Genomic DNA, 17,043 nt, shown 5'->3' with positions numbered 1-17,043 from the left:
TCTGTTTTCCTGTTACTTCCCGTTCAACAGTTCAACCAAGGTGATGCCGAGCGCTGCCGGGCTTTCCGAGACTCGGATGCCGGCCGATCGCATGGCCTCCAACTTGGTATTCGCATCGCCCTTGCCGCCCGAGATGATCGCGCCGGCATGACCCATGCGGCGGCCCGGAGGCGCAGTACGACCGGCGATGAAACCCACCGTCGGCTTCTTGATCTTGGACTTCATCAGGAACTCGGCGGCTTCTTCCTCGGCGCTGCCGCCGATTTCGCCGATCATGATGATGCACTCGGTTTCCTTGTCGCCAAGGAACAGGTCGAGCGCGTCGATGAAGTTGGTGCCGTTGACCGGATCGCCACCGATGCCGATGCAGGTGGTCTGGCCGAGGCCTGCTGCCGTGGTCTGCGCCACCGCTTCATAGGTCAGGGTGCCGGAGCGAGACACGATGCCGACCTTGCCGCGACGATGGATATGGCCCGGCATGATGCCGATCTTGCATTCGCCCGGCGTGATGACGCCGGGGCAGTTCGGACCGATCAGGCGGGTCTTCGAACCGGTGAGCGCGCGCTTGACCTTGACCATGTCGAGCACCGGGATGCCCTCGGTGATGCAAACCACCAGCGGAATCTCGGCTTCGATGGCTTCCATGATCGAGTCGGCCGCGAACGGCGGCGGCACATAGATCACGGAGGCATTGGCGCCGGTCTTTTCCACGGCATCGGCAACGGTGTTGAACACCGGCAGACCGATATGCTGCGTGCCGCCCTTACCCGGGGTGACACCGCCGACCATCTTGGTGCCGTAGGCAATCGCCTGTTCACTGTGGAAGGTGCCCTGGCTGCCAGTGATACCCTGGCAGATGACCTTGGTGTCCTTGTTGACGAGAACAGCCATTTACTTGGCTCCCTTCACGGCCTTCACCACCTTTTCGGCGGCGTCGGCGAGATTATCGGCAGAGATGATCGGCAGGCCGCTCTCGGCCATGATCTTCTTGCCCAGATCGACATTGGTGCCTTCCAGGCGCACCACCAGCGGCACCGCCAGCTTGACCTCGCGGGCAGCGGCAACGACGCCTTCGGCGATGATGTCGCAGCGCATGATGCCGCCGAAGATGTTGACCAGGATGCCCTTAACATTCTTGTCGCCAAGAATGATCTTGAAAGCAGCCGTGACGCGTTCCTTGGTGGCGCCACCGCCGACATCGAGGAAGTTGGCCGGCTCGGAGCCGTACAGCTTGATGATGTCCATGGTGGCCATGGCCAGGCCGGCGCCGTTGACCATGCAACCGATCTCGCCGTCGAGCTTGACGTAGTTCAGCGACCACTTGGCGGCTTCGAGTTCGGACGCGTCTTCCTCGTCCGGATCGCGCATGTCTTCCACATCCTTGTGGCGGTACAGCGCGTTGTCGTCGAAGTTCATCTTGGCATCCAGCGCGATCATCTCGCCGGCGCCGGTGACGACCAGCGGGTTGATTTCCACGATAGAGGCATCGAGGCTGGTGAAAGCCTCGTACATCGCGGTCATGAACTTCACCGCCGACTGCACCTGCTTGCCCTCAAGGCCGAGGCCGAAGGCGATCTTGCGGGCATGGAACGGCTGCAGGCCGGTCGCCGGATCGATAGCGACCTTGAGGATCTTTTCCGGATGCTTGGCGGCAACCTCTTCGATCTCCATGCCGCCCTCGGTCGAGGCCATCACGGTGATGCGCGACGTGGCGCGATCAACCAGGAAGCTGAGATACAGCTCACGCTTGATGTCGCAGCCTTCCTCGACATAGAGGCGCTTGACCAGCTTGCCCTCGGGACCGGTCTGGTGCGTCACCAGGGTCATGCCGAGAATGGACTTGGACTGCGCGGCAACGTCGTCGATCGACTTCACCACCTTGACGCCGCCGCCCTTGCCGCGACCGCCGGCATGAATCTGGGCCTTCACCACCCAGACTGGTCCGCCCAGCTGCTTGGCCACGGTAACGGCCTCGTCGGCCGTGAAAGCGACACCGCCGCGCGGCACGGCGACACCGTATTTCGCGAGCAGGCTTTTCGCCTGGTATTCATGGATGTTCATGCTGACCTACGGGTTTTAAAACCGGTGCGAAAAGCCCCGGTTTCTCTGATTGCCGTTCGGGGCCGAGGTTATAGCAGCCTTCGGAAAGGCCGCAACCGCCGCGCCGCCGGAAATTCAGGTTTTTGGACGAAAGTTCACAGACTTGCGCCCGATCCCGCCGGTCTCCGGACTGTGGAATTCCCGGCCCGCGGCCAGGCCGCCAAGGCTTGGGGCTGACGTTACGGCAAGCGCCCATACCGCCGGTAGCGCTCGTCCCCGGAATGGGGTCCGAAACAGGGTCCGTGAACGGACCAGAATTACACCGGTAACCGGGTTACCGGCGCTGCTGCAGGGCGCGCTCCACCGCCGGCCGGTCGCCATAGGTGTAGAGCCGGGGGTTGATCTGCGGATTGAAGTCGATCTTCGACAGGGTGATAGCCGTGTCCTTGCCCTGGGCATCGGTGACGGTCCAACCGGCGAATTCGAGCGGCTTGTCGCCGAACACCAGCGTCAGGGCACCCTCTTTCGGGCGGTCCGGGGCAAACAGTGTGACCCGCAGGATGGCGGCACCGCGCTCGACCCTGGCGATGCCGACACTGTCATCGAACACCACCTTGTCGCGCACCAGCAGGTCGAGCGGCGTGGCGCCGAGCGGAATGCGCTCCACGGTCTTCAGCTCACGGTCTTCCATGATGATATAGGCACCGTCGGAAACGATCAGCATCGGTACCGGCGGGTCGTATTCGAAACGGAAGCGGCCAGGCCGGCTCATGTAGATCTTGCCTTCCGAGGCCTCGCCCTGCGGGGCGACCTGCAGGAAACGGCCCTGCATGCTGCGCACCTCGTTGAAATAGGCGGCAATGCGGGCGAGATCGGCCTGGTCCTGCGCCGTCAGCTTGGCCGAACTGGCCGGGGCGGCGGCATAGGCAACCGAAAGCGGCAGCTTCGCCGCAGTTGCGGCAACGGCCATGGCGAGCAGGAAGCGGCGGCGGTCTGTCATGGCCACAGCGGTAGCCCTGACAGATGGCGAAATCAAGGCGGCATGCTTAAACTGCCGTGAAATCAAACGGGAGCGTCACATGATTCTGACCACAACCGACAGTGTGGACGGCCGCAAAATCACGGCCTATCTCGGCATCGTGGCCGGTGAGGCCGTGATGGGCACCAACATCTTCCGCGATTTCTTCGCCGGCATCACCGATATCCTCGGCGGCCGCTCGGGCTCCTATGAAAAGGAACTGCGCAAGGCCAAGACCCTGGCGCTGGAATCCATGATGGAGGAAGCCCAGGCGCTCGGCGCCGATGCGGTGGTCGGCATGGATCTGGATTATCAGCAGATCGGCGGCACGGATCGCCAAATGTTGATGGTCGCCGCCAGCGGAACTGCGGTAAAACTGGGCTGACGCCGGGCGCCCCGGCGCGCCGGGGGAACCAAACAATGGAATCGCGCTTTACCAGCTTCGTCGGCGGGCCGACGGGGCCGTGGAAAATTGTGTCGATAAAAGCCATCAGCGGCACCGGGCTGGTCCATGCCAGCCATCTGGAGCTGCGCGACGGGCTGAGCGATGCCGAGGATGTGGCCTGGCAGCTGCGCGGTGTGGCCAGCAACCTGCGCTACACCAACGAAGCCGAGCGCAAGGCCCTGGCGGCCGTGCAGCCGGGTCTGGGGCGGCCGGAAGCGCGCTGCGCGGCCCTGATCCCGATCCGCAAGACTGCAGCGTGGTGGCTGCTGGCGCAGGATGAACGCCGGGCCATCATCGAGGAACAGTCGCGTCATATCGCCATCGGCATGGCCTATCTGCCCGCCGTGGCGCGCAAGCTGTTCCATGCCCGCGATCTGGGCGAGCCGTTCGATTTCCTCACCTGGTTCGAGTTCGCCCCCGACCATGCCGCCCGGTTCGATACGCTGCTGGCGGAACTGCGGGCCAGTCCGGAATGGGACTATGTCGACCGCGAGGTGGAAATCCGGCTGGAACGGGAGCGTTGATGCCATTTCAGGCTTGAAATAGCACGATCGTGCTATATTCTGGATAAAACCTAACCTTCCCCTCCCAGGCAAAATCGAGCCCGATCATGACTAACAGCAAGACTACAGCGCACACCAATAAAAGCACGAATGTTCATTCTATTATTAACTTCCTGATTCAGCGCAGCCTGATCCGCAGCGGCTTCCAGCTGGCGCCGGGTTGGGCAGCTAAGCGCGCCGCGCGGATGTTCCTGCGGCCCTGGCGCAAACCCGTCGCGGGCCGCGCGCCATATGCGGCCCGGGAAATCGCCTTCGCCGCCGAAACGCAGTATGGCCCCATTGCCGCCTGGAGCTTTGGTCCGACCACGGCCGGTACGCCGGCGATCCTGCTGGTGCATGGCTGGGAAGACGACCACCTGAGCTGGGCGCCGCTGATCGACAAGCTGGTGGCGCGCGGCCATCGCGTGCTGACGCTCGACCTGCCCGGTCATGGCCGCTCGCCGGCCGATATCACCGGCATCCCGATCCTGGCCGCCGCCGTCGCTGCCGTCGGCCGCGAAGCCGAAAGCATCGGCGCGGTCTCAGTCGATCAGCCCTTCAAGGCGGTGATCGCCCATTCGCTCGGCGGCACGGCAACGCTGATTGCCGCCACCGAGATGGGCCTGCGCGCCGAACGCTTTGCCATCCTCGCCTCGCCCAACCACCCGCGCCTGTTTGCCGGCGCGATGATGCAGATGCTCAAACTGAGCCGGCAACAAACCGCCATGGTCTTCACCGCCATCGAACGGCTGATCGGTCGCACCATGGACTCGCTCTACCTGCCGCCCAAGCTGCGTCAGTTGGCGGCACCGGGCCTGATCCTGCACAGCCGCGAGGACCGCACTGTGCCGCTGCAGCATAGTCAGGAGAATGCCGCCGCCTGGCCGCGCGCCGAGTTCCGCGTGCTGGACGGTATCGGCCATCGCAAGCTGATGACCGACGATGGCGTGCACAGCATGCTGCTGCATTTCATCGACAGAAACGCACCGGCCGATGCCTATGGCTTCAGAAGCGATGCGGCGGATTAACGCCGCAATTGCTGGGCGTGATGGGCGATATGCTCGCCAATGAAGCTTGAGATGAAATAGTAGCTGTGGTCGTAGCCGGCCTGCAGGCGCAACGTCAGCGGAATGCCGGCGGCGGCGGCGGCATTGGCCAGCAGCTGCGGCTTCAGCTGGTTTTCCAGAAACTCGTCGGCCATGCCCTGGTCGATCAGCACCGGCTTGCGCCAGTCGGTGACTGACGCCAGCGCGGTGGCATCCCAGCTGCTCCAGGTGGAGCGATCCGCGCCGAGATAACCGGTGAAGGCCTTCTCGCCCCAGGGCACCCGGCTCGGCGCCACAATCGGCGCGAAGGCCGAGACCGATTTGTAGAGCTGCGGATTGCGGAAGGCGCAGACCAGCGCGCCATGGCCGCCCATCGAATGGCCGAAAATGCCGCTGCGGGCCATCTCGGCCGTCGGGACATGCTCGGCAATCAGCGCCGGCAACTCCTGCGTCACATATGAATACATCCGGTAGTGCCGTGCCCAGGGCGTCTGCGTCGCATCGACATAGAAGCCGGCGCCAGAGCCGAAATCGTAGGCGTCGTCCTCACCCGGGATATTCACGCCGCGCGGGCTGGTATCCGGGGCTATCAGAATGAGGCCATGCTCGGCGGCGTAGCGCTGTGCACCGGCCTTCGCCACCATGTTCTCCCAGGTGCAGGTGAGGCCCGAGAGATAATACAGCACCGGCAGTCTTGCGTTCTTTTCCGATGCCTGCGGCGGCAGATAGACGGCAAATTCCATCGCGCACCCCAGCGATGTCGATGCATGCCGCCAGACCTGCTGCTGGCCGCCGAAGCAGGCCCAGTTCCTGATGCGCTCCATCAGAAGGTGACCACTGACCGGATCGACTTGCCCTCATGCATCAGGTCGAAGGCGTCGTTGATCCTGTCCAGCGGCATCACATGGGTGATCAGGTCGTCGATATTGATCTTGCCGTCCATGTACCAGTCGACAATCTGCGGCACATCCGAGCGCCCGCGCGCGCCACCGAAGGCCGAACCCTTCCAGACGCGGCCGGTCACCAGCTGGAACGGGCGGGTGGAAATCTCCGCGCCGGACGGCGCCACGCCGATGATGATGCTCTCGCCCCAGCCCTTGTGGCAGCATTCCAGCGCCTGCCGCATGGTCTTCGGATTACCGATACATTCGAAGCTGTAATCCGCGCCGCCCTTGGTCAGTTCAACCAGATGCGGCACCAGCTCGTCATCCTTCATGTCTTTCGGGTTGACGAAATGCGTCATGCCGAATTTCTCGGCCATCGCCTTGCGGGACGGATTGATGTCGACGCCGATGATGCGATCGGCGCCCACCATGCGGGCACCCTGGATCACATTGAGGCCGATACCGCCGAGACCGAACACCACCACATTGGCGCCAGCCTGCACCTTGGCGGTATAGACCACCGCACCGATGCCGGTGGTGACGCCGCAGCCGATGTAGCAGACCTTCTCGAACGGCGCGTCCGGGCGAATCTTGGCCACCGCGATCTCGGGCAGCACGGTGTAATTGGCGAAGGTGGAGGTGCCCATGTAATGCCACACGGTCTCGCCGCGACATTTGAAGCGGCTGGTGCCATCCGGCATCATGCCCTGACCTTGCGTGATGCGGATCGACTGGCAGAGATTGGTCTTGCGGCTGAGGCAGTAGTCGCACTGGCGGCATTCCGGCGTATAGAGCGGGATCACGTGATCGCCCTTCTTCACACTGGTGACGCCGGGACCGATATCGACCACCACCCCGGCACCTTCGTGGCCCAGGATGCAGGGGAACTTGCCCTCGGAATCGAGGCCGGACAGCGTGTAGGCATCGGTGTGGCAGACGCCGGTGGCCTTGATCTCGACCAGCACTTCACCGGCCTTGGGGCCTTCCAGCTTCACCGTTTCGATGCTGAGCGGCTTTTTGGCCTCGAAAGCAACAGCGGCGCGCACGTCCATGGCGAATCTCCTGCGATATGGGCTGCAGGACAATAAAGGCCATGGTCACGCAATTGAAAGCCCTTGAACCACGAAGTTGCGGTTACACGGGCGTTCCTGCCGGATCACGCGGCGCGCTCAACGGCCATCGCGGTGGCTTCACCGCCGCCGATGCAGAGCGAGGCGATGCCGCGCCTGCCGCCGCTGCGCTCCAGGGCATTGAGCAGCGTGACAATGATGCGGGCCCCGGTGGCGCCGATCGGATGACCGAGTGCGCAGGCACCGCCCAGTATATTGACGCGATCATGGCCGATATTGAGGTCGCGCATCGCCGCCATCGGCACGGCCGCGAAAGCCTCGTTGATCTCGAACAGGTCGACCTGATCGACACTCCAGTCGACCTTGCCCAGCAGTTTGCGGATCGCCGGGATCGGCGCGGTGGTGAACCAGGCCGGGTCCTGCGCATGCACGGCATGGCCCAGGATGGTGGCCACCACCGGCAGGCCGCGCTGCTTCGCCAGCGAAGCGCGAGTCAGCACCAGGGCGGCGGCACCATCAGCATTGGCGCTGGAACTGGCCGGCGTGATGGTGCCGTTGGCCTTGAAGGCGGCCTTCAGCGTCGGAATCTTTTCCGGATTTACTTTCAGGGGATTCTCGTCGCGGCTGACCGTCTCGGCACCCTTCACGGTTGGCGTAACCGGCACAATCTCGGCGTCGAACCAGCCATTCTCCACCGCCTTGCGCGCGCGGGTCAGCGTCTCGATGGCGTAAGCATCCTGTTCGGCGCGGGTGAAGCCGTATTTCTCGGCGCATTGCTCGCCGAAAGTGCCCATGGCGCGGTCGCGCTCATAGGCATCCTCCAGCCCATCCAGCATCATGTGATCGAGCACTTTCGTATGGCCGGCCTTGTGACCGAAGCGCATCTGCGGCAGCAGATACGGCGCGCCCGACATGCTCTCCATGCCGCCCGCCACCATGATATCGGCCGAGCCGGCCAGCAGCATGTCATGCGCCAGCATGGTGGCGCGCATGCCTGAGCCGCAGACCTTGTTGATGGTGACGGCGCCGACATGATCGGGCAGGCCGGCCTTGCGCGCCGCCTGGCGCGCCGGCGCCTGGCCCTGGCCGGCCGGCAGCACGCAGCCCATCAGCACCTCGTCGATCTCTTCGCCCTTCACCCCGGCGCGCTCCAGCGCCGCCTTGATGGCGACCGCACCGAGTTCGTTTCCGGCAACGCTGCTCAGCGCCCCGCCGAAGCGGCCGAGCGGGGTGCGGACGGCGGACGCAATGACGATCGTATCCTGCGCAGACGAGGGGGCGGACATGGCGGCTCTCCGTGTTTTCTCTTGCCGAGTAAATTAGATGATTGCTATCATCTATCCGTCAAGTGCTATTTGTGCTGCAGAAAGCCAGTCATGCGCCGTTCGGCCGAGGAAAAGGCGGAAACCCGTCGCCAGATCGTGCGCACCGCCGGACGAATGATCCGTGGTCGCGGCTTGGCCGACACCGGCGTCGCCGAGGTGATGGCCGAGACCGGCCTGACCCATGGCGGCTTCTACCGGCATTTCGACTCCAAGGAGGCGCTAGCGGCAGCAGCAGTGGAAGCCGCTTTTGCCCATATGCGGGCACGGCTGGAGGCGATCACGGCCAAGGCACCGCCGGGCAAGAGACTGGAAGCCCTGATCGAGACCTACCTGACGGAAGCCCATCGTGACCAGCCCGAACTCGGCTGCGTGATGGCCAGTGTGGGTATGGAGGCGCAACGCGCCGGCGGTGTCGTGCAGGCTGCCTATGAGGGTGGCATCGCGCGGCTGCTGGCGCTGTTCGCGGCACAGATCGAGGCGCCGACCCGGCAGCAGCAGAAGGATCGCGCCGATGCCGTGCTGTCGGTGCTGGTTGGTGGGCTGCTGCTCGCGCGGGCACTGCAGCATGATCCGGTGCAGTCGCGGCGGGCATTGAGGAATGCGCGCGCTGCAGCTTTAGCGATTGCACAATAAAAAGCCCGGCGGTGACGCCGGGCTAATCGAACTTCTGCGGAAACGGAACGACGACTTGGCCGTATCAGCTATCGAGGGATCAATTCCAGAAGCGCCACATAACATACGGCGAAAAGCGCAGAACCTAAGAATACTCCCCCGGCCTTCCAGAGACGATGCCAGTGGCGCTGGCCGGTTTCGGTAAGCATCTCCCGCGGCGCCAGCCACAGCTTCAGACCATCTATGGGATCAAACCACGCGAAGAACCCATTCGGTGTTCGATCAGGCTTGCGGCTGGCAACAACCAAGGCAGCACTGCCAAAGGTCACCACTCCAGCAACAAAACCGATCAGGCAAGCGAGCACAAATGGGGCGATGACAACGTATGCCATCCAATCTCCCATTGGCTGGCCCTACTCCGCCGCTTCGATATTGCGGGCGAGCACTTCGCGCTTGCCGACATGGTTGGCACCGCCGACCACGCCTTCCTTTTCCATGCGTTCCATGATGCGGGCGGCACGGTTGTAGCCGATCTGCAGATGGCGCTGGATGAAGGATGTGCTGGCCTTGCGCTCGCGGCAGACCAGCGCCACGGCCTGGTCATACAATGTATCTTCCTCGCTGCCGCCGCCCTCGCCACCGGAGCCCGGCGCGCCGTATTTGCCGCCATCGGCATCGGCGGTCACGGCTTCCACATAGATCGGCTCGGCCTGGTCCTTCAGCATCTTGACCACGCGCTCGACTTCTTCATCCGACACGAACGGCCCGTGCACGCGGCTGATACGGCCGGCACCCGGCATGAACAGCATGTCGCCCATGCCGAGCAGCTGCTCGGCACCCTGTTCGCCCAGGATGGTGCGGCTGTCGATCTTCGACGTCACCTGGAAGGAGATGCGGGTCGGGAAATTCGCCTTGATCGTGCCGGTGATGACATCGACCGACGGGCGCTGGGTGGCCATGATCAGATGGATGCCGGCGGCGCGCGCCATCTGCGCCAGGCGCTGGATGGCGGCCTCGATATCCTTGCCGGCGACCAGCATGAGGTCGGCCAGCTCGTCGACGATGACAACGATGAAGGGCAGCGGGTTGAGGTCGATCGGCCGCTCTTCATACATCGGCTTGCCGGTATCGGGATCGAAGCCGGTCTGCACGGTGCGACCGAGTTTCTCGTCCTTGGCGCGTGCCTGGGCCAGTCGCTCGTTGTAGCTGGCGATGTTGCGCACACCGAGTTCCGACATCTTGCGATAGCGGTCCTCCATCTCGCGCACGGTCCATTTCAGTGCCACCACAGCCTTGCCCGGCTCAGTGACCACCGGGGCGAGCAGATGCGGGATGCCGTCATAGACGGAGAGTTCCAGCATCTTGGGATCGACCATGATGAAACGGCACTGATCCGGCGTCAGCTTGTAGAGCAGCGACAGGATCATGGTGTTGATCGCCACCGACTTGCCCGAACCGGTGGTGCCGGCGACGAGCAGATGCGGCATCTTGGTCAGGTCGGCGATGATGGCCGAGCCGCCGATATCCTTGCCGAGCGCCAGGCCCAGCTTGGTGGACGGGCTCTCGAATTCGGCCGAGGCCAACAATTCGCGCAGGTACACCGTCTCGCGCTTGGCATTGGGCAATTCGATACCGATGGCATTGCGGCCGGGGATGACGGCGACGCGGGCCGACAGCGCGCTCATCGAGCGGGCGATATCGTCGCTGAGGCCGATCACGCGGCTCGACTTGGTGCCGGGCGCGGGTTCGAGTTCATACAAGGTGACGACCGGGCCGGGGCGCACCTTGGTGATCTCGCCCTGCACGCCGAATTCGTTCAGCACCGATTCGAGCATGCGGGCATTCTGCTCCAGCGCATCCTCGTTGATCTTCTCGCGCGCGCTATCGGCCGGTGCGGGTTTCAGCAGCGACAGTTCCGGCAGCTCGAAATCGCCGGCATCGCCCAGATTGAGCGTGGTCTGCGCCTCGCGCGCGGCACGCACGCCGGTGCGCGGCTTTTCGATGCGGCGGGTGACGCGGCCCTCATCGGCCCGCTTGGCCGTGGGCAGGCGCGGCAGGTCGTCTTCATCCTCGTCGTCGGATTCATCGAGATCATCAGGATCGACATAGTCGTCCTCGGCAGCGGACTTCGCCGCCTTGGCCTTGCCAAAGCTCGGCTCGGCCTTGCGGACCACCGGCTTGTCGTCCTCGTCGTCGCGGGTGAAGGCGGCCTTCAGCCGGCCGAAAAAGCCTTGCGTTTCCTGGCCGGCACGCACGGCAGCCTTGCCGCCCTGATAGATACCCTGCGCCGCAAGACCCGCGGTGGCAGCAGCACCGAAGCCGAGCCCCGCGCCCATGCTACGCCATTCGCTCATGCTGAGGCCCGAGGCGAAATAGAAGCACAGCACGGCAAAGCCAAAGCACAGCACGGCCGGCAGCACGGCGGAGATCGGCATGCCAAACATGACGCCGAAGGGCACCAGCTGGTGATAGAGGATGAAATCGCCGACCACGCCACCAAGCCCGGCGCGCAATGCCCAGACCGTGGGCACGGGCAGCGCAGCCGCGAAGGCCGCGAACAGGATCAGGGTGAGCGGCACCAGCGCCACATTCAGCCACCAGCGCGGCAGGCCACGATGCGACACGATGCGGAAGCCCCAGCTGGCCAGCAGCAGCACGAACAGCCAGGCCGAGAGGCCCAGGGTCTGCAGCAGCACATCGGCAACATAGGCGCCCGGCAGGCCGAGCCAGTTATGCGGCGCCTTGGGCGTGGCGTGATTGAAATTGGGATCGGCGGGATCAAAACTCGCCAGCGCCAGCGCCAGCAGGAAGCCCAGGCCGAGGATCAGGATGCCGCCGCCCTCGCGGGCCCGCATGCGCAGGAAATCGTCAAATCCCTCGGGGAAGAAAGACCGCTTCTTCTTCGACCTGGCAGCCATGCCGTTCCTCACAGATTAACCATACCGGCGCGCATACACGGCCGCCGACCCGGGCCGATTCGCCCTAGCCTGACCAGTTAACCCCCGAGAACGTTACCAATGCGTTGAAGCGCGACCTGGGTGGTCGGGATATCCGAGACCAGGGCAAGCCGCAGATAGGTCTTTCCGGCCCGTTCTCCGCCATTTTCCGGCCGGGTCAGGTAATTGCCGGGCAGGCTGCGGATGGCCGCCTCGCGCCACAGGCGCAGTGCCATGGCCTCGGGGTCGCCGACATCGAGCCAGAGATAGAAACCGCCGGCCGGGCGGAAGAAGCCGAAGCGGTTGCCCAGCACATTCTGCGCCATGTCGAACTTCTGCCGATACATCGCGCGGTTTTCTTCCACATGCTTCTCGTCGCGCCACAACGCGGCAGAGGCAGCGGCCACCGGCATCATCATGCCGGTGCAGCCATAGTTGCGCAGCTTGATGAAGGCCTTGGTGATCTCCAGATCGCCGGTGCAGAAGCCCGAGCGCAGCCCCGGCGCGCTGGAGCGCTTGGACAGCGAATGGAACACCACGATATTCTTCAGCGCATCCTGGCCGACCGTGTTGCCGGCCAGATGCAGTGCGGCATCGAGGCCACCTGGCGGCGGCACCTGGTCGTAGATCTCGGCATAGCATTCATCGAAGGCGACGACGAAATCATGCTCGCGCGCCAGTTCGATCAGATGCGCCAGATAGTCCACGCTGGCGACCGCGCCCTGCGGGTTGGCCGGTGAGCAGATATAGACCAGCGCCGTGCGCTGCAGCGTGTCCTTGTCCAGCGATTTGAAATCAGGCAGGAAGCCGTTTTCCGCCGTGGCGGGCATGAAATACGGATCGGCACCAGCCGCCACCGCCGCACCCACATAGGTCTGGTAGAACGGGTTGGGCATCAGCACCAGCGGGCGCTCGCCTTTCGGACCCTTCTTCTGCGGCACGATCACATTGGCGATCATGTACAGGCCTTCGCGCGTGCCGGTCAGCGCCACGATCTGCGTCTCGGGCTCGATCAGATTTTCCGGCAGCTTGTAGCGGCGCGTGATCCAGGCGGCGCAGGCGGAACGGAATTCCGGCGTGCCGTTGATGGTGGGATAGCGGTTGAGAATGCTCAGGTCCGCCGTCATCTGCTCGATCACCATCGGCGGCAGCGGATGCGACGGCTCGCCGATCGAGAGATTGATCGGTGCCATGCCGGCCGGCAGCGGCTCGGAATCGAGCAGGGTGCGCAAACGGGCGAAAGGATAGTCGCTGAGTTCGTCGATACGGGGATTGAGCATGGCGGGTCACGGCAAGGCCCGGCCGCTGGGGCGCGACTCGGGCGGAAAACAGGATGTCCGCAATCTACGGGGGTCGTCCCGGCCGGGCAAGCCGGGCACCCTGTATAAACGGCGCATATCCTCACGCGGAAATGACGCCCGCCAAGCCGCCAAGGCCGGCTAAAATACGGCCATGTCGATTTCAGCCCATCACTGGTTCAGCGATACCGATGTCTTGCGCCGCGTGGTCAGCGATGCCGGCCAGGCAGAGGTGCTGCGCCTGCGCGGCTCAGCGCCTGCGCTGCCGGCACTGTGGCCCGACGATCTGCGGCTGGAAGGTTTCGCCACCCGCGAACGACAGGCGGTTGCCGAAACCCTGTCCTTGCTGTTCGGCCTGACCCTGCCGCAAGATTTTGCCGCCGCACGGCACTTCGGCGACTGGCTCAGGCTGCTGCAGGAGGCCTTCACGGCGCGTGGCGGTGCCGGCGACCTCACCTTTCGCAGCTCTGGAAGCACCGGCGCACCGAAAGCGATCCGCCACAGCTGGGCTCGTTTCGTCGAGGAACTGGAATTCCAGGCCGGCCTGCATGAACCTGCTGGCGCTAATATCCGCCGCGTCGTCGGCCTGGTGCCCTCGCATCACATCTATGGCTTCATGTTCGTGCTGCTGCTGCCGCAACGCTATGGCGCCGGCTTCATCGACCTGCGCGGCCTGCGGCCGGCCGCCGTGGCCGAGCAGTTGCAGCCCGGCGACCTGGTGGTCGGCTTCCCGCAGATCTGGCAGGCCTTGAGCGAAACCCGCCGCCCGATCCCGCCACAGGTGCGCGGCATCACCTCCACTGCGCCCTGCCCGGCGGATACCGCACGTGCCGTGCAGGCCGCCGGCTTCACCCGACTGGTGGAACTCTACGGCTCCAGCGAGACCGCCGGTATCGGCTGGCGCGACACCCCCGACGCCGGCTTCACCCTGTTTCCCTACTGGCGCTTTGCCGGCGGCACCACGATGTTGCGCCACCGCAGCCGCGACCAGGTGGTGGCGTTACCCGATCACCTGGCCGTGGTGGACCGGGCCGGCGGATTTGTCGTGGTGGGCCGGCGCGACGGCGCCATCCAGATCGGCGGCATCAACGTGAACCCCGAGCATGTTGCAGCCGTGCTGCGCCAGCATCCTGAAATTGCCGCAGCCCGCGTGCGGCCCTATCGCGTTGGCCGCACCCTGCGCCTGAAGGCCTATGTCGTGCCGAAAGATACCGCGACCGAAATCGCCAGCCTGCGCCGCATGGTGGAAGACTGGCTGCGCAAGCAGTTGCTGCCGATCGAGCGTCCGCGCCATCTCACCTTCGGCCTCAGCCTGCCCGACGGCGCCATGGGCAAGGCAGCCGACTGGGATATCGCCCGCCCGGCGTGAGGCTTGCTGCCTCTCCGCTTGTTGCCCAGTATCGTGGCCAACAAAAGGGGGGGCAGATGGGATTCAAGCAACTGATCGTCGCGCTGGCGGTGGCATGGCTGGCTTTGACGACGACAGCACTGGCCCAGGACAAGATTGGTGTCCTCATGCTGCACGGGAAAAATCCCGGTAGCCCGAACGACCCGAATTTCGGCAGTCTGAAAGCCAAGCTGGATCATGAGGGCATGATCACATTGATGCCCGACATGCCCTGGTCGGCCCGGCGCTATATCGACGGCAACTGGGACAAGGCAATGGCCGAGATCGACAATCATGTGAAAACCCTGCGCAGCCGTGGCGCGGCCAAGATCGTGATCGCCGGCCACAGCATGGGCTGCCCGGCGGCGATGAGCTATGCCGCACGCAGCGGCAATGTGGATGCGGTTGCGTTGCTGGCGCCGGGTCACATCCCGGTATTCTACGCAGGAGCCAAGGGGACAGCCGACAGCCTCGAAGAGGCACGCCGGCTGGTGGCCGCCGGTCAGGGCGACACGCGCAAGGACTTCAACGATAATAACCAGGGCAGGATTCTGCAGGTGCGCATGACCGCAAAGGACTACCTGTCCTTTTTCGATCCGACTTCGGACGCGGAGATGTCGGTGACCGCACTCAAGATGCCCGCGAGCACCGCCGTGCTCTGGGTGGTCGGCAATGCCGACCCGATCTACCAGCGCGGCCGCGGTTATGTGTTCGACAAGCTGCAGGACAATCCGAAGAGCAAATATCTCGAGGTTGCCGCCAACCACCTGACCACGCCGGTGGTCGCGCGCGATGACGTCGCCGCCTGGATCAAGGTCGCCGTTGCACCGTAAAAAAAAGCCCGGCTGGAACAGATCCAGCCGGGCTTCCTGAGCGATACGCCTACTTGGCGGCGAGGAAGTCTTTCACTTCGAGCAGCACGAACTCGTTGTCGTCGCTCTTGCCGAGCTGGCGACCCGAGGAATAGGGCAGATTGTTGTCGTTGCCGACGATGATATGCGTGGCGTCGACCACATCGACATTCTCAATGGTGAAGAAGGGGAAGGTCAGGCGCTGACCGCCTTCACCCGCTTCGCCGCCCTGCCTGGCCTTCTTGTTCGGATCGGCCATGTCCATCAGGTCGATATAGCCGACCTTCTTCACATAGCCTTCCGAGTCCGCCTGGCTGAAGTCGATCTTGTAGACCCGCTTGAACTTGGCCGGCACGTTGAAGCAGTCGGGCGCAACCGCGCCCTTGCAGGCCTGGGCCTGACTGCCCTCGGTGTCGTCGCGCTCGATGATCATGCCGGTGCTGGCATCGATCATGTTGAAGTCGCCGATGCTGTTGCCGTTGACTTCAAGGCGATATTTCCAGCTGCGGCCGGTCCAGTCATTCTTGGCCAGATCGAATTCGAGGATGCGCAGGTATTCCTTGCCGTCAGCGCCCTTCTCGGTGCCGTTGGCAGCGGCATCCCACAGCGCGCCTTCCAGCAGCGGATAGAGGAACTTGCCATCCTTGCTGGCCGCCATGCCCTCATAGCCCTTGCTGCGGCGCGATTCGAAAGTCACCGCACCCGGCGCGCCCGGTGTGCGCACGGCATAATGATCGGGCGAGCGCACCGGCTTGCCGTTCACCTTGGTCTCGACGATCTGCTTGACCTTGCCCTGGCGGTCGGTGGCGATCAGATAGGGGCCGAATTCATCGCCGAACCAGATCGTGTCACCGGCCAGCTGGAACGATTCCAGGTCGAAATCGGCGCCGGTGAGATAGCGCTTGTCGGTGCCTTCATTGACGATCAGGAACGGCACTTTCTTGTCCGGGTCATGCAGGAACAGCGTTTCCTGCCGCTGAATCTGGCCGCTGGCGAAGTCGATCTTCAGCTTGTGAAACATCAGCATGGCATCGGGCGAGTTGGCCTTGTTGCCAAAGCCGTTGTCGGTGACGACCATGAATTCGCCGTTGCCGAGCGAACGGATGCCGGAAAAACCCTGCACCGGCTGGCCCTCGAAGGGCAGGCTGATGCCGATCTTGCGCGGCGCGGCCTTGTCCGACAGCGCCGAGACGCCCTCGACACTGCGCAGCTTGTCGTTGCGCGCCGCCCCGGTGAACTTGCCCGAGGTCTTCAGCATGGCCGGCGCATCGGCCGGCGCCGGCACGAAGCTTTCCGCCGGCAGAAAGACATGCCCGACGACGGTGGCGCGGAACGGCTTGGCGTCCTGGGCCCAGGCCGCATCCATATTGGCGACGCCGGCGAGCAGGCCGGCCGAAATCAGTGCAAGTGCGATCGGTTTCATTCCGATTCCCCCTGTTTGGTGTATGGGAGGAGAGTCGGTAACGGCCAAGCATGACACTGCGATGCCGCTGCGATGACAGGTCGATGACGACAGCCACGCGTCTCTGCGCTACACTTTGGCCATGGATGAACCGAAGCCGCCCGCATCCACTGTTTGCAGTCTCGAT

At 64.0% G+C, this 17,043-nt stretch carries 16 protein-coding genes; 6 read left to right on the top strand and 10 right to left on the bottom strand.

What is annotated here, in order from left to right; all coding sequences use genetic code 11:
- Positions 1-12: 12 nt before the first annotated feature.
- The 3 genes from sucD to AAG799_RS11885 form a co-directional block, all read right to left on the bottom strand.
- On the bottom strand, positions 13-891 hold the full coding sequence (gene sucD, locus AAG799_RS11895; protein ID WP_341896099.1) for a succinate--CoA ligase subunit alpha: 879 nt from the start codon (positions 889-891) through the stop codon (positions 13-15).
- A complete protein-coding gene (gene sucC / locus AAG799_RS11890) occupies positions 892-2,061 on the bottom strand; it encodes an ADP-forming succinate--CoA ligase subunit beta (RefSeq protein WP_341896097.1) in 1,170 nt (389 codons plus the stop codon).
- Between the two features lie 313 nt (positions 2,062-2,374).
- Positions 2,375-3,040, bottom strand: coding sequence for an outer membrane lipoprotein carrier protein LolA (locus tag AAG799_RS11885; protein WP_341896095.1), 666 nt, complete (start codon positions 3,038-3,040; stop codon positions 2,375-2,377).
- Between the two features lie 79 nt (positions 3,041-3,119).
- Between AAG799_RS11885 and AAG799_RS11880 the strand changes: the two genes are divergently transcribed.
- The 3 genes from AAG799_RS11880 to AAG799_RS11870 all read left to right on the top strand — a co-directional run bounded on the left by AAG799_RS11880 (position 3,120) and on the right by AAG799_RS11870 (position 5,073).
- Entirely contained in the window at positions 3,120-3,443 is a 324-nt protein-coding gene (locus tag AAG799_RS11880) for a heavy metal-binding domain-containing protein (protein WP_341896093.1), read from the top strand.
- A gap of 35 nt (positions 3,444-3,478) precedes the next feature.
- Positions 3,479-4,027, top strand: coding sequence for a chlorite dismutase family protein (locus tag AAG799_RS11875; RefSeq protein WP_341896091.1), 549 nt, complete (start codon positions 3,479-3,481; stop codon positions 4,025-4,027).
- Between the two features lie 86 nt (positions 4,028-4,113).
- Positions 4,114-5,073, top strand: coding sequence for an alpha/beta fold hydrolase (locus AAG799_RS11870; RefSeq protein ID WP_341896089.1), 960 nt, complete (start codon positions 4,114-4,116; stop codon positions 5,071-5,073).
- Here AAG799_RS11870 and fghA read toward each other — a convergent pair.
- The 3 genes from fghA to AAG799_RS11855 form a co-directional block, all read right to left on the bottom strand.
- Positions 5,070-5,915, bottom strand: coding sequence for an S-formylglutathione hydrolase (fghA, locus tag AAG799_RS11865; protein WP_341896087.1), 846 nt, complete (start codon positions 5,913-5,915; stop codon positions 5,070-5,072). The genes AAG799_RS11870 and fghA overlap by 4 nt on opposite strands.
- A complete protein-coding gene (locus AAG799_RS11860) occupies positions 5,915-7,027 on the bottom strand; it encodes an S-(hydroxymethyl)glutathione dehydrogenase/class III alcohol dehydrogenase (protein WP_341896085.1) in 1,113 nt (370 codons plus the stop codon). The genes fghA and AAG799_RS11860 overlap by 1 nt, the downstream gene beginning before the upstream one ends.
- A 104-nt stretch (positions 7,028-7,131) precedes the next feature.
- Positions 7,132-8,331, bottom strand: a complete 1,200-nt coding sequence (locus AAG799_RS11855) for an acetyl-CoA C-acyltransferase (protein ID WP_341896084.1) — start codon at positions 8,329-8,331, stop codon at positions 7,132-7,134.
- Between the two features lie 90 nt (positions 8,332-8,421).
- Here AAG799_RS11855 and AAG799_RS11850 point away from each other — a divergent pair, with 90 nt between their 5' ends.
- Positions 8,422-9,003, top strand: a complete 582-nt coding sequence (locus AAG799_RS11850) for a TetR/AcrR family transcriptional regulator (protein WP_341896082.1) — start codon at positions 8,422-8,424, stop codon at positions 9,001-9,003.
- A 68-nt stretch (positions 9,004-9,071) separates the two neighbouring features.
- On the opposite strand, the gene AAG799_RS11845 is transcribed toward AAG799_RS11850, so the two are convergent.
- The 3 genes from AAG799_RS11845 to AAG799_RS11835 all read right to left on the bottom strand — a co-directional run bounded on the left by AAG799_RS11845 (position 9,072) and on the right by AAG799_RS11835 (position 13,198).
- Positions 9,072-9,374 (bottom strand): hypothetical protein, encoded by a 303-nt coding sequence (locus tag AAG799_RS11845; protein WP_341896081.1) that lies wholly within the window; start codon positions 9,372-9,374, stop codon positions 9,072-9,074.
- A gap of 21 nt (positions 9,375-9,395) precedes the next feature.
- Positions 9,396-11,900 carry a DNA translocase FtsK 4TM domain-containing protein gene (locus AAG799_RS11840; protein ID WP_341896079.1) on the bottom strand — a complete coding sequence of 835 codons (2,505 nt, stop codon included), beginning with the start codon at positions 11,898-11,900 and terminating at the stop codon, positions 9,396-9,398.
- A 77-nt stretch (positions 11,901-11,977) separates the two neighbouring features.
- Positions 11,978-13,198, bottom strand: coding sequence for an aminotransferase class I/II-fold pyridoxal phosphate-dependent enzyme (locus tag AAG799_RS11835; protein ID WP_341896077.1), 1,221 nt, complete (start codon positions 13,196-13,198; stop codon positions 11,978-11,980).
- Positions 13,199-13,370: 172 nt separating this feature from the next.
- Here AAG799_RS11835 and AAG799_RS11830 point away from each other — a divergent pair, with 172 nt between their 5' ends.
- Together AAG799_RS11830 and AAG799_RS11825 are read left to right on the top strand one after the other, a co-directional pair.
- The gene (locus AAG799_RS11830) at positions 13,371-14,585 is read left to right on the top strand and encodes an AMP-binding protein (RefSeq protein ID WP_341896075.1); all 1,215 of its coding nucleotides are present in this window, start codon (positions 13,371-13,373) and stop codon (positions 14,583-14,585) included.
- A 56-nt stretch (positions 14,586-14,641) separates the two neighbouring features.
- Complete coding sequence (locus AAG799_RS11825; protein WP_341896073.1) at positions 14,642-15,436, top strand: alpha/beta hydrolase; 795 nt, start codon at positions 14,642-14,644, stop codon at positions 15,434-15,436.
- A gap of 49 nt (positions 15,437-15,485) precedes the next feature.
- Here the strand turns inward: AAG799_RS11825 and AAG799_RS11820 are convergent, their stop codons facing one another.
- Positions 15,486-16,877 (bottom strand): esterase-like activity of phytase family protein, encoded by a 1,392-nt coding sequence (locus AAG799_RS11820; protein WP_341896071.1) that lies wholly within the window; start codon positions 16,875-16,877, stop codon positions 15,486-15,488.
- Between the last annotated feature and the right edge of the window lie 166 nt (positions 16,878-17,043).

Source organism: Ferrovibrio terrae (assembly GCF_943371255.1).
In the GTDB taxonomy this organism is placed as follows: domain Bacteria; phylum Pseudomonadota; class Alphaproteobacteria; order Ferrovibrionales; family Ferrovibrionaceae; genus Ferrovibrio; species Ferrovibrio terrae_B.
This window is presented reverse-complemented; position numbering and strand designations above follow the sequence as displayed.

Excerpts from the sequence above, each read along its gene's own strand:
- sucD (WP_341896099.1), bottom strand. The coding sequence starts at position 891 with ATGGCTGTTCTCGTCAACAAGGACACCAAGGTCATCTGCCAGGGTATC.
- sucC (WP_341896097.1), bottom strand. The coding sequence starts at position 2,061 with ATGAACATCCATGAATACCAGGCGAAAAGCCTGCTCGCGAAATACGGT.
- AAG799_RS11885 (WP_341896095.1), bottom strand. The coding sequence starts at position 3,040 with ATGACAGACCGCCGCCGCTTCCTGCTCGCCATGGCCGTTGCCGCAACT.
- AAG799_RS11880 (WP_341896093.1), top strand. The coding sequence starts at position 3,120 with ATGATTCTGACCACAACCGACAGTGTGGACGGCCGCAAAATCACGGCC.
- AAG799_RS11875 (WP_341896091.1), top strand. The coding sequence starts at position 3,479 with ATGGAATCGCGCTTTACCAGCTTCGTCGGCGGGCCGACGGGGCCGTGG.
- AAG799_RS11870 (WP_341896089.1), top strand. The coding sequence starts at position 4,114 with ATGACTAACAGCAAGACTACAGCGCACACCAATAAAAGCACGAATGTT.
- fghA (WP_341896087.1), bottom strand. The coding sequence starts at position 5,915 with ATGGAGCGCATCAGGAACTGGGCCTGCTTCGGCGGCCAGCAGCAGGTC.
- AAG799_RS11860 (WP_341896085.1), bottom strand. The coding sequence starts at position 7,027 with ATGGACGTGCGCGCCGCTGTTGCTTTCGAGGCCAAAAAGCCGCTCAGC.
- AAG799_RS11855 (WP_341896084.1), bottom strand. The coding sequence starts at position 8,331 with ATGTCCGCCCCCTCGTCTGCGCAGGATACGATCGTCATTGCGTCCGCC.
- AAG799_RS11850 (WP_341896082.1), top strand. The coding sequence starts at position 8,422 with ATGCGCCGTTCGGCCGAGGAAAAGGCGGAAACCCGTCGCCAGATCGTG.
- AAG799_RS11845 (WP_341896081.1), bottom strand. The coding sequence starts at position 9,374 with ATGGCATACGTTGTCATCGCCCCATTTGTGCTCGCTTGCCTGATCGGT.
- AAG799_RS11840 (WP_341896079.1), bottom strand. The coding sequence starts at position 11,900 with ATGGCTGCCAGGTCGAAGAAGAAGCGGTCTTTCTTCCCCGAGGGATTT.
- AAG799_RS11835 (WP_341896077.1), bottom strand. The coding sequence starts at position 13,198 with ATGCTCAATCCCCGTATCGACGAACTCAGCGACTATCCTTTCGCCCGT.
- AAG799_RS11830 (WP_341896075.1), top strand. The coding sequence starts at position 13,371 with ATGTCGATTTCAGCCCATCACTGGTTCAGCGATACCGATGTCTTGCGC.
- AAG799_RS11825 (WP_341896073.1), top strand. The coding sequence starts at position 14,642 with ATGGGATTCAAGCAACTGATCGTCGCGCTGGCGGTGGCATGGCTGGCT.
- AAG799_RS11820 (WP_341896071.1), bottom strand. The coding sequence starts at position 16,877 with ATGAAACCGATCGCACTTGCACTGATTTCGGCCGGCCTGCTCGCCGGC.